This window comes from Sphingomonas sp., from assembly GCF_036402235.1.
In the GTDB taxonomy this organism is placed as follows: domain Bacteria; phylum Pseudomonadota; class Alphaproteobacteria; order Sphingomonadales; family Sphingomonadaceae; genus Sphingomonas.
In genome coordinates, this window is record NZ_DASWTG010000011.1 from 39,190 (window position 1) to 49,347 (window position 10,158).

The window sequence follows — 10,158 nt, forward strand, 5'->3', positions numbered from 1 at the left end:
GCCGGGAACCGGATTTAGCGGTACGTCACCTTCTTCACCGCCGCGACGACCTTGTCCGCAGTGATCAGCGCCAGCTTCTCGAGATTCGCCGCATAGGGCAGCGGCACGTCCTCGTTCGCGACGCGCACGACCGGCGCGTCGAGATCGTCGAAGCCCTCTTCCATCGCGATCGTCACGATTTCCGACGCGATCGAGCAGACCGGCCAGCCTTCCTCGACCACGACCATGCGGTTGGTCTTCTTGAGGCTCGCCAGCACCGTCGCCTTGTCGAGCGGGCGCAGCGTGCGCAGGTCGATCACCTCGGCATCGATCCCCTCGCCCGCCAGCGTCTCGGCAGCCTCAAGCGCGACGCCGACGCCGATCGAGTAGGAGACGATCGTCACGTCCTTGCCCTCGCGGACGATGCGCGCCTTGCCGATCGGCAGCACCCAGTCGTCGAGCTTGGGCACGTCGAAGCTGCGGCCGTACATCAGCTCGTTCTCGAGGAACACGACCGGATCCTCGCTGCGGATCGCCGCCTTGAGCAGGCCCTTGGCGTCGGCCGCGTCATAGGGCGCGATTACGATCAGGCCCGGCACGCTGGCGTACCACGGGCCATAGTTCTGGCTGTGCTGCGCGCCGACGCGGCTCGCCGCGCCGTTCGGGCCGCGGAACACGATCGGGCAGCGCATCTGGCCGCCGGACATATAGTTGGTCTTCGCCGCCGAGTTGATGATGTGATCGATCGCCTGCATGGCGAAATTGAACGTCATGAACTCGATGACGGGCCGCAGGCCGCCCATCGCGGCGCCGGTGCCGACGCCGGCAAAGCCATATTCGGTGATCGGCGTATCGATCACGCGCTTGGCGCCGAACTCGTCGAGCAGGCCCTGGGTCACCTTGTAGGCGCCCTGATACTCGGCGACTTCCTCGCCCATCACGAACACGCGGGCGTCGGCGCGCATTTCCTCCGCCATCGCGTCGCGCAGCGCTTCGCGGACGGTGGTCTTCACCATCTCGGTCCCCGCGGGCACTTCCGGATCGGCCACGCTCGCCGCCTTGTCGCTGGCCAGCTGCTTGGTGCCGCTATCGGCCTTTTTGGGGCCGCCATCCTCGCCGGCTTCTGACTCCGCTGCCTTCTGTTCCTGCGCAGGCGCCTCAGCCTTCGCAGCAGTTGCGGGAGCCGGCGCCGGGGTCGAGGCGTCCTCGCCCTCACCCGCGATCGTCGCGATCACCGTGCCGACCTTCACCCCGTCCGTGCCCTCGGCGACCAGGATCGACGCGATCGTGCCCTCATCGACGGCTTCAAATTCCATCGTCGCCTTATCGGTCTCGATCTCGGCGAGGATGTCGCCGGACTTCACGGTATCGCCTTCCTTCACCAGCCACTTGGCGAGGGTGCCCTCTTCCATCGTGGGCGAGAGCGCCGGCATCTTGAGCTCAATCGCCATCTCAGTAAGTCCCCACCAGAACATCGGTATAAAGTTCGGCCGGATCGGGCTCCGGCGTCTGCTCGGCAAAGTCGGCGGATTCGTTCACCGCCTTGCGGATCTCGGCTTCGATCGCCTTGAGCTCGTCTTCCTTGACGCCCGCGGCTTCGAGCTCCCGCTTCACGCCCTCGATCGGGTCGCTGTTGTCGCGCACCGACTGCACCTCGTCGCGCGAGCGGTACTTCGCCGGGTCCGACATCGAGTGGCCGCGATAGCGATAGGTCTTCATCTCCAGGATGATCGGCCCCTTGCCCGCGCGCACCCAGGCCAGCGCCTCCTCGGCAGCACCGCGGCACGCCAGCACGTCCATGCCGTCGACCTGGATGCCGGGGATGCGGAAGCTCTCGCCGCGCTTGTAGAGCTGGTCCTCGGCCGAGGAGCGGTTGACGCTGGTGCCCATGGCGTACTGGTTGTTCTCGATCACATAGATGATCGGAAGCTTCCACAGCTCGGCCATGTTGAACGATTCGTAGACCTGGCCCTGGTTGGCCGCGCCGTCGCCGAAATAGGCCATCGCGACGCCGCCATCCTCATTGTACTTGTGCGCGAAGGCGAGGCCGGTGCCGAGCGAGACCTGCGCGCCGACGATGCCGTGGCCGCCGTAGAACTTCTTCTCGGTCGAGAACATGTGCATCGACCCGCCCTTGCCGCGGCTGATGCCCGCCGCGCGGCCGGTCAGCTCGGCCATGATCTCCTTGGGATCGATGCCATAGGCGAGCATGTGGCCATGGTCGCGATAGCCGGTGATCACCGAGTCCTTGTCGCCGTCGAGCGCCGACTGCAGGCCGACCGCGACCGCTTCCTGGCCGATATAGAGGTGGCAGAAGCCGCCGATGAAGCCGAGGCCGTAGAGCTGGCCCGCCTTCTCCTCGAAACGGCGGATGAGCAGCATCTGGCGATAGAATTCCAGCAGCTCCTCTTTCGAGGCCTTGTACCGATCCGGTTCGTTTGGACGTTCGCGGTTAGTTACAACTGGTTCTACTTTACGGCTCTTGGCCGGCGCTTTTGCCACGATGACCCTCATCCTGGGGAGAGATGGAAGCGGCCCTATAGGCCGGTTATCGGCCGGTGCGCAATGATGACGCGCGCGTAAGGCTGCGATGGAAACGCAACCTTACACAAACCGGCGTTCAATTGAGCGGAACGATCACTTCGTCGGGATGGACGACGTTGAGCTTCTTGCGCGTCAGCTCGTCCACCATGTCGGGGTCGGCGCCCTTCTGGTTGAGCAGCGCGACGCGGTTGCGCAATTCCGCCCGCTCCTTCTCGAGCTTGGCGAGCTCGCCCTGCTTGACTGCAAGCTGGCGCTTGTAATCGCCATAGGTGAGCACCCCGTTCGGCCCCAGCACCGCCGAATAGGCGAAGAAGCCCATGAAGATGATTGCGACGGCCGGAAGGCCGGCTCGCGTCAGGATCGCCTTGAACGGGGTCGAACGTGCCATTTCCGCCTTTTCGCGCAAAGCGAATCGCCGATCAACCATGAAGTCATGCGTCGCCGCTTCCCGGCTCGGCCTGTTTGCGATGCATTTCTGCGAGGACCGATTGCGGCACTACGCCCGCCGCCGCAACCTGAGCCTTGTTGGCCAGGCCAGAGACGATGTGGCCCTTGCCCGCCTTCATCGCTTCCCAGCCATCTGCCGCAACCTTCGCGGGATCCGCCTTGTTCTTGTCCTGCCCAAGCTGGGTATCGAGCATGTCCGCGCGCGCGAAGAACTCGGTATCGGTCGCACCGGGCATCAGGGTGGTGAGCGTGACCCCCTTTGTTTCCTTGATTTCGTTGCGCAACGCCTCGGCGAAATTGTCCATGAATGCCTTGGATGCATTGTAGACGGCATTGAAGCTGCCCGGAATGTAGCCCGCGATCGATCCGGTCACGAGTAGCCTGCCCTGCCCTCGCCTGACCATGTCCCCCAGCACCTTCTGGATCAGATAGACGGTGCCGGTGATGTTGGTGTCGATCGTATGCCGCCAGGACGCAACTTCCTGATCGAGGAACGGCCCGCCGGTCCCGATTCCAGCATTGGCGACGAGGATGTCGATCTGCCGGCCGCTCGCCGCCGCCAGCAGCCGGTCGACGCCATCGATCGCCGACAGATCGGCTTCGACCGCTTCGACCTCCCCGCCGAACTGGCGGAAATCATCTGCCGCCGCGTTGATCAGCGGCTCATCGGCGACGACGATCAGGTCGTATCCATCCTTGGCCGCCAGCGTCGCCAGCTCGAACCCGATCCCGGTCGAGGCGCCGGTGACCATCGCCAGTCCGTTCGCCATGCCCGCTACTCCGCAGCCAGCGCGAGGCCGGGCTTGAGCACCACTTTGGTCACTTCATTCTGATCGTCATGAAACATCTTGTAGCCCTCCGGCGCCGCCTCGAGCGGCAGCGTGTGGCTGATCAGGAAGGTGGCATCGATCTTGCCCTCCATGATCGCGTTGAGCAGGCCCGGCATATAGTGCTGGACGTGCGTCTGCCCGGTCTTGAGCGTCAGCCCCTTCTGCATGAAGGCGCCGAGGGGGAACTTGTCCACGAACCCGCCATAGACCGCGGGCATCGACACCCGCCCGCCCTTGCGGCAGGCGAGGATCGCCTGGCGGATGGCGTGGATGCGGTCGGTGCCGAGGAAGGTGGAGGCCTTGATCTGGTCGATCACATTGTCGGCGAAAAAGCCGTGGGCTTCGAGGCCGACGGAATCGATGACCGCATCCGGGCCGATCCCGCCGGTCATCTCCATCAGCGCTTCATAGGTGGCGCTCTCCTCGAAGTTGATCGTCTCGGCGCCGAACCGCTTCGCCAGATGCAGCCGGCGCGGGAAATGATCGATCGCGATCACGCGCTCGGCCCCCATCAGAAACGCCGACTGCACCGCGAACAGCCCGACCGGGCCACACCCCCAGACCGCCACGGTGTCGCCGGGCTCGATGTCGGCATTCTCCGCGGCCATCCAGCCCGTGGGCAGGATGTCGGAGAGGAACAACACCTTCTCGTCCTCGACTCCGTCGGGAACGACGATCGGTCCGACGTCGCTGAACGGCACGCGGACATATTCGGCCTGCCCGCCGGAATAGCCGCCGGTCATGTGGCTGTAGCCGAACAGGCCGGCCATGGGGTGGCCATAGGCGGTCTGGGCGATATCCTGGTTGTCCGCGGGCAAGCCGTTCTCGCAGGCGGAATATTGATGCTTGCCGCAATGGAAGCAGCTGCCGCACGATATCGTGAACGGCACCACCACGCGCTGCCCCTTCTTCAGGGTCGATTTGGGGCCGACCTCGATCACCTCACCCATGAACTCATGGCCGAGGATGTCGCCGGCCATCATCGTGGGAATATAGCCATCATAAAGATGCAGATCGGAGCCGCAGATCGCAGTCGAGGTCACCTTGATGATCGCATCGCGCGGATTGAGGATCTCGTGGTCGTCGACCGTGTCGACGCGCACGTCGTGCTTTCCGTGCCAGGCCAGCGCGCGCATCAGTTCTTCCCTTCCTCGACAAGGCGACGGTTGCGCGCACCCGTGGCGATCTCGCCGGTTTCCATCAGTTGCTTGAAACGCCGCAGGTCGCGCCGCGCCTGGATCGCCGGCTCGCGCTGGAACATCTTGGCGATCACCCGCCCGATGATGCCCGCCGGCGGATCATAGAGGATCGTCGCGGTGACCACCGTCCCGCGCCCGCCCGGTGCGTCGCGGAAATCGATGCGACCGCTGTTGGGGACGTCAGCGCCTTCGACCGAGGCCCAGGCGATGAACTCGCCTTCCTTTTCCTCGGTGATGGCGGAGATCCATTCGACCGAGGCCTCGCCCGGCGCCTTCACCACCCAACGCGATCGCGTCTTGTCGAGCACCTCGACCCGTTCGACATTGTCCATGAAGGTCGGGAGATTGGCGAAGTCGCGCCAATAGGCGAACAGTTCGGCGCGGGGCCGGTTGATCGTCACGGTCCGGCCGACCAGCGTGTCGGCATCGCCCTGGCCGGGCTTGTCGATCAGGGTTGTGGTAGCGGCATCGACCGCGCTTGATCGATTCTTTGAGGTCGAAAGGGGCGCGTCGTCCTGACGCGGCTCGTCCAGCGTCTCGCTCATTGGACCCTCCATTTGCTCTGTCAGAACAAAGGGACGGCGGCGGCGTTCCGCTGGACGAGGAAAGATTGTTGTTTCGATACCGGAACTTACGCCCCGGCATGTGGCTAATTACCCCAGGATCGACCGGCCCGCATACACCGCCGCGTCGCCCAGCTCCTCCTCGATGCGAATGAGCTGGTTGTACTTGGCGAGCCGGTCCGAGCGCGCGAGGCTGCCGGTCTTGATCTGGCCGCAGTTGGTGGCGACCGCGAGGTCGGCGATGGTCGCGTCCTCGGTCTCGCCCGAACGGTGCGACATCACCGCGGTGTAGGACGAGCGCTGCGCCAGGCTCACCGCCTCGAGCGTCTCGGTCAGCGTGCCGATCTGGTTGACCTTGACCAGCAGCGAATTAGCGTAGCCGCCGTCGATGCCCCGCTTCAGGCGCTTGGGGTTGGTCACGAACAAGTCGTCGCCGACCAGCTGGACCTTGCCGCCCAGCTTCTCCGTCAGCAGCTTCCAGCCGTCCCAGTCGTCCTCGGCCATGCCGTCCTCGATCGAGAAGATCGGGTATTTCGCGCACAGGCCCGCGAGGAAATCGGCATTCTCGGCCGCGGAGAAGGTCTTGCCCTCGCCCACCATCTTGTACGCGCCGTCGCGATAATATTCGGTCGCGGCGCAATCGAGCGCCAGCATCACATTGTCGCCGGGCTTGTAGCCCGCCGTCTCGATGCTCGACATGATGAAGTCGAGCGCATCGGTGGTCGACGCGATGTTCGGCGCGAAGCCGCCCTCGTCGCCCACGCCGGTCGCCAGACCCTTGTCATGCAGCTTCTTCTTGAGCGTGTGGAAGATCTCCGAGCCGCAGCGCACCGCTTCGGCGATGCTCTCCGCGCCCACGGGCACGATCATGAATTCCTGGAAGTCGATCGGGTTGTCGGCATGCTCGCCGCCATTGATGATGTTCATCATCGGCACCGGCAGCACATGCGCCGAGACGCCGCCGACATAGCGATAGAGCGGAAGCCCGCGCGCATCCGCCGCCGCCTTGGCGGTGGCAAGGCTGACGCCCAGGATCGCATTGGCGCCCAGCCGCCCCTTGTTCTCGGTGCCGTCGAGCTCGATCATCGCGCGGTCGATATCCGCCTGATCCTCGGCGTCGAGGCCGACGATCTCCTCGGCGATCGCGCCGTTCACGCCCTCGATCGCCTCGAGCACACCCTTGCCGAGGTAAACGCTCTTGTCGCCGTCGCGCTTCTCGACCGCCTCGTGCGCGCCGGTCGATGCGCCCGAGGGAACCGCCGCACGGCCGAAGCTGCCATCCTCCAGCAGCACATCGACCTCCACCGTCGGGTTGCCGCGGCTGTCGAGAATCTGACGGGCGTGGATGTCGATGATTGCGGTCACGAAATGGTCTCCCTACCTTGGGGCCGATACGAACGGCGTCGGTGTCGCGCGGGCCTCTATCCCGTTCGGTGCCGCCGGGCAAATCATGTTGCAGATGGAACCGTCCGTCCGTGCCGTGGTTGATCCGGGAACGCAGCAGAAGGGATTTTGAGCGATGGCGGACGAGACGAATTCGATCGACGAAGGCGGCACGCTAGTCACGGCCGAGTCCACCGGATCCAGGCGCGGCGCGGCCGAGAAGGTGCGTGAGGAAGCCGGCAAGCTCGCAGGCCAGGCGGGCGACAAGGCACGCGCCTTTGCCGATACCGGCAAGGAAAAGGCGACCGGCGCGCTCGACGGCTTTTCGGATCTGATGCGCGACGCCGCCGGATCGGTGGATGAGAAGCTCGGCGAGCAATATGGCCAATATGCCCGCTCCGCGGCCGACCAGATCTCGGGCTTCGCCGAATCGCTCCGTGGCAAGCAGGTCGACGACCTGATCGATGACGCGCGCGAATTCGTGAAGAAGAGCCCCGCCGTCGCGGTCGGCATCGCCGCGGGCGTCGGCTTCGTGCTCGCGCGCCTGCTCAAATCGGGCCTCGACGCCGCGGGCGACCTCGCCGACAAGGGTGCCGACAGCGGCAAGCCCAAGGCATAAGCGCTGGCTCGGGGGGTCAGGTGGACGAACGTCACGAGCCGGATGACGAGGAAGGCATCGGCACGCTGATCGCGCGCGCGGTCGGCGACGGCCGCGCCTATGCCGAAGCCGAGATCGCCTATTGGCGCGCGCTGGCGCTCGACCGGATCGCCGACGCACGGGCGGCCGCGGCGCTGGGGATCGTCGTGCTCCTCCTCGCGCAGGCCGCGGCGATCGCGCTGATCGTCGGGCTGGTGATGATCCTTGCCCCCTATGTCGGGCCGGGCTTCGCCACGCTGATCGTGGTGCTGGTCGCGGCGGGCGCCGCGGCGCTGTTCGCCCACGCCGCGCTCCGCCGCTTCCGCCGCGCCACTCGCCCCAAGGACATGCCATGAGCGACGGCCAGCTTCCCGTCTCGCTGCTCGAAGCCCGCGCGCGGTCGCAGAGCGCACGACAGCGCCTGTTCGGCACGCTCGACGAGATGCAGGGCCGGCTCAACCCGGTGACGCTGGCGCAGGACGCGGTCGAGAATGTCGCGGGCAGGCTGGTGCGCGACGGGGTGCAGGCAGTCCGCGCCCGCCCCAAGGCCATCGCCGCTGCGGCCGGCCTTGCGGTGCTGTTCATGGCGCGCAAGCCGCTGGCACGCTTGCTGTGGACCGGAACCAAGCGTGCAACCGCAGCGGGCGCGAAGAGTTTGAAACGTTCGAAGAAAGGATCCAGCAAATGACCGAGACGAACGGAGTTTCCAGCCGCCGTCAGCGCGCCAGCGACGGAATCGAGAAGAACCCGCTGGCGCTGGTCGCGGGCGGCGTCGCGCTGGGCGTCGTCATCGGCGCGCTGCTGCCGCGCCCCGCCAGGGAAAAGGAGCTGCTCGCCCCGGTCGGCAAGCGCATCGCGGAGGGCGCCAGCGCCGCCGCGGCGGCTGCACGCGATGCGGGCAAGGCCGAGATCGACGCCCTGCTGCCCCAGCGTGACGCGGCCAAGGATCAGCTGGGCAAGATCATCGGCACTGCCTTCACCGCGGCGAAGGATGCGGCGCGGAGCAAGACCGACGCCTGAGTCTATCGTCACCCCAGCGCAGGCTGGGGTCTCCTTCCGCAAGGGAATTGCTTGCCGCACGAGGCCCCAGCTTGCGCTGGGGCGACGGATGAGGCCCTTGAGCGTGGTGCAGCGTGCGCGCTAAGGCGACCGGGATACCAATCCCCAGGAGTTTCCATGAGCAAGCTGCACCTCGTCTTCGGCGGCCGCGTGAAGGACCCGATGACGCTCGATTTCCAGGATCCGACCAAGCTCGATGTGGTCGGCATCTTTCCCGACTATGCCAGCGCCGAAAAGGCGTGGCGCGGCGCCGCGCAGCGCACCGTCGACGATGCCGAGATGAAATATGTCGTCGTCCACCTCCACCGGCTGCTGGAACCTGGCAGCCAGCAATAAGCCAGTGACGAAGCCCCTCGACGACGGCCCCTTCTATCATGGGACGAGGGCGGATCTGCAGGTCGGCGACCTGCTGACAGCCGGCTATCAATCGAACTACCGGCCCGAGATCAGGATGAACCACATCTACTTCACGGCGTCGGGACCGGACGGTGCCGGGCTGGCCGCGGCGCTGGCGCGCGGCGACGGCGAGCCGCGCGTCTATATCGTCGAGCCGACGGGCAGCTTCGAGGATGATCCGAACGTCACCGACAAGAAATTCCCCGGCAACCCGACCCGCTCATACCGAAGCATGGAGCCGCTGAGGGTCGTGGGCGAGGTGAAAGAGTGGAAACGGCTTACGCCCGAGGAAATTCAGGAGTGGCGCGACCGTATCGCCAAGCTCGACGGCGAAATTTTGAATTAGGCTTAGGCCTTCCGATACTTCCACAGCAGCAACGGCCGCTGGAGCAGCAATCCGGCGATAAAGCCGCCGATATGGGCCGGCGTCGCCAGCATCACGCCCTGTCCGCCGGCCAGCAGCCCGGTCATCCACTGCAGCACGACCCAGGTGGCAAGCAGCCAGGCGACGTGAATCCAGCGGTTGAGCCGCATGTTCCGCGTCACCTGCTTGGGCCGGCCGAAATAGACGGCGTAAAGTCCGAACAGCGCGCTGATCGCGCCGCTGGCGCCGACCATCGGCACCGGGCTGGCGGGATCGACCAGGAACTGGGCCAGCGCCGCGACGATCGCGCCGATGATATAGGCAAAGGCGAGGCCCGCCCCGCCGACGATCCGCTCGACCATCGTGCCGGCAAAAACCAGCATCACCATGTTGATGGCCAGATGAAGCCAGCCGCCATGCACCAGCGCGCTGCTGAGCGGCGTGATCCAGGCCGGAAGCGCGCCCGGCAGATCGGCTATCCCCGACAGGCGCGCCGGGATGAATCCGGCAAACAGCGTCGAATAGTCGAGCCCCGCCAGGATCGCGATCGCCGACACCGCCACCGTCACGATGGCGATGATCCCGGTCGCGCTCCGAAGCTGGAACACCGGCTTAGATGAATTCGATCTTGGCGATTTCGTAGTAGCGGTCGCCGGCCGGCGTGGTCACTTCGACCTCCTCGCCGACGTCCTTGCCGATCAGGGCGCGACCGAGCGGCGAATGGTAGCTGATCCGCCCGACCTTGGCGTCCGCTTCC

General features: G+C 65.7%; 15 protein-coding genes. 6 read left to right on the forward strand and 9 right to left on the reverse strand.

Annotated elements, in window-relative coordinates:
- Nucleotides 1-14: 14 nt before the first annotated feature.
- From VGD28_RS02225 to eno, 7 genes are all read right to left on the reverse strand, one after another.
- Nucleotides 15-1,430: a pyruvate dehydrogenase complex E1 component subunit beta gene (locus VGD28_RS02225; protein ID WP_331026702.1), complete on the reverse strand. Its 1,416-nt coding sequence runs from the start codon at nt 1,428-1,430 to the stop codon at nt 15-17.
- Nucleotide 1,431: 1 nt separating this feature from the next.
- On the reverse strand, nt 1,432-2,493 hold the full coding sequence (pdhA, locus tag VGD28_RS02230) for a pyruvate dehydrogenase (acetyl-transferring) E1 component subunit alpha (RefSeq protein WP_331026703.1): 1,062 nt from the start codon (nt 2,491-2,493) through the stop codon (nt 1,432-1,434).
- A 106-nt stretch (nt 2,494-2,599) separates the two neighbouring features.
- Nucleotides 2,600-2,911, reverse strand: a complete 312-nt coding sequence (locus VGD28_RS02235) for a septum formation initiator family protein (RefSeq protein ID WP_331026704.1) — start codon at nt 2,909-2,911, stop codon at nt 2,600-2,602.
- Between the two features lie 43 nt (nt 2,912-2,954).
- Complete coding sequence (locus VGD28_RS02240; protein ID WP_331026705.1) at nt 2,955-3,740, reverse strand: SDR family NAD(P)-dependent oxidoreductase; 786 nt, start codon at nt 3,738-3,740, stop codon at nt 2,955-2,957.
- 5 nt (nt 3,741-3,745) lie between these two features.
- Entirely contained in the window at nt 3,746-4,936 is a 1,191-nt protein-coding gene (locus VGD28_RS02245; RefSeq protein WP_331026706.1) for a zinc-dependent alcohol dehydrogenase, read from the reverse strand.
- Entirely contained in the window at nt 4,936-5,544 is a 609-nt protein-coding gene (locus VGD28_RS02250; RefSeq protein ID WP_331026707.1) for an SRPBCC family protein, read from the reverse strand. The genes VGD28_RS02245 and VGD28_RS02250 overlap by 1 nt, the downstream gene beginning before the upstream one ends.
- A gap of 108 nt (nt 5,545-5,652) precedes the next feature.
- Entirely contained in the window at nt 5,653-6,927 is a 1,275-nt protein-coding gene (gene eno / locus VGD28_RS02255) for a phosphopyruvate hydratase (RefSeq protein ID WP_331026708.1), read from the reverse strand.
- Nucleotides 6,928-7,081: 154 nt separating this feature from the next.
- Between eno and VGD28_RS02260 the strand changes: the two genes are divergently transcribed.
- The 6 genes from VGD28_RS02260 to arr all read left to right on the forward strand — a co-directional run bounded on the left by VGD28_RS02260 (nt 7,082) and on the right by arr (nt 9,383).
- The gene (locus tag VGD28_RS02260) at nt 7,082-7,564 is read left to right on the forward strand and encodes a hypothetical protein (RefSeq protein WP_331026709.1); all 483 of its coding nucleotides are present in this window, start codon (nt 7,082-7,084) and stop codon (nt 7,562-7,564) included.
- Nucleotides 7,565-7,584: 20 nt separating this feature from the next.
- On the forward strand, nt 7,585-7,938 hold the full coding sequence (locus VGD28_RS02265) for a hypothetical protein (RefSeq protein WP_331026710.1): 354 nt from the start codon (nt 7,585-7,587) through the stop codon (nt 7,936-7,938).
- A complete protein-coding gene (locus tag VGD28_RS02270) occupies nt 7,935-8,270 on the forward strand; it encodes a hypothetical protein (protein ID WP_331026711.1) in 336 nt (111 codons plus the stop codon). The genes VGD28_RS02265 and VGD28_RS02270 overlap by 4 nt, the downstream gene beginning before the upstream one ends.
- Nucleotides 8,267-8,602, forward strand: a complete 336-nt coding sequence (locus VGD28_RS02275; RefSeq protein ID WP_331026712.1) for a hypothetical protein — start codon at nt 8,267-8,269, stop codon at nt 8,600-8,602. The genes VGD28_RS02270 and VGD28_RS02275 overlap by 4 nt, the downstream gene beginning before the upstream one ends.
- 156 nt (nt 8,603-8,758) lie before the next feature.
- A complete protein-coding gene (locus VGD28_RS02280; protein ID WP_331026713.1) occupies nt 8,759-8,977 on the forward strand; it encodes a DUF4170 domain-containing protein in 219 nt (72 codons plus the stop codon).
- A 4-nt stretch (nt 8,978-8,981) separates the two neighbouring features.
- Nucleotides 8,982-9,383, forward strand: a complete 402-nt coding sequence (gene arr / locus VGD28_RS02285; protein WP_331026714.1) for an NAD(+)--rifampin ADP-ribosyltransferase — start codon at nt 8,982-8,984, stop codon at nt 9,381-9,383.
- A gap of 2 nt (nt 9,384-9,385) precedes the next feature.
- On the opposite strand, the gene VGD28_RS02290 is transcribed toward arr, so the two are convergent.
- Together VGD28_RS02290 and VGD28_RS02295 are read right to left on the reverse strand one after the other, a co-directional pair.
- Entirely contained in the window at nt 9,386-10,009 is a 624-nt protein-coding gene (locus VGD28_RS02290; RefSeq protein WP_331026715.1) for a rhomboid family intramembrane serine protease, read from the reverse strand.
- Nucleotides 10,010-10,013: 4 nt separating this feature from the next.
- A partial coding sequence (locus VGD28_RS02295; protein WP_331026716.1) for a GreA/GreB family elongation factor occupies nt 10,014-10,158 on the reverse strand: 145 nt, incomplete at its 5' end.

Coding starts and splice junctions, on each gene's coding strand:
- VGD28_RS02240 (WP_331026705.1), bottom strand. CDS start 3,740: ATGGCGAACGGACTGGCGATGGTCACCGGCGCCTCGACCGGGATCGGG.
- VGD28_RS02245 (WP_331026706.1), bottom strand. CDS start 4,936: ATGCGCGCGCTGGCCTGGCACGGAAAGCACGACGTGCGCGTCGACACG.
- VGD28_RS02275 (WP_331026712.1), top strand. CDS start 8,267: ATGACCGAGACGAACGGAGTTTCCAGCCGCCGTCAGCGCGCCAGCGAC.
- VGD28_RS02280 (WP_331026713.1), top strand. CDS start 8,759: ATGAGCAAGCTGCACCTCGTCTTCGGCGGCCGCGTGAAGGACCCGATG.
- VGD28_RS02270 (WP_331026711.1), top strand. CDS start 7,935: ATGAGCGACGGCCAGCTTCCCGTCTCGCTGCTCGAAGCCCGCGCGCGG.
- VGD28_RS02225 (WP_331026702.1), bottom strand. CDS start 1,430: ATGGCGATTGAGCTCAAGATGCCGGCGCTCTCGCCCACGATGGAAGAG.
- VGD28_RS02250 (WP_331026707.1), bottom strand. CDS start 5,544: ATGAGCGAGACGCTGGACGAGCCGCGTCAGGACGACGCGCCCCTTTCG.
- pdhA (WP_331026703.1), bottom strand. CDS start 2,493: ATGAGGGTCATCGTGGCAAAAGCGCCGGCCAAGAGCCGTAAAGTAGAA.
- VGD28_RS02235 (WP_331026704.1), bottom strand. CDS start 2,911: ATGGCACGTTCGACCCCGTTCAAGGCGATCCTGACGCGAGCCGGCCTT.
- VGD28_RS02260 (WP_331026709.1), top strand. CDS start 7,082: ATGGCGGACGAGACGAATTCGATCGACGAAGGCGGCACGCTAGTCACG.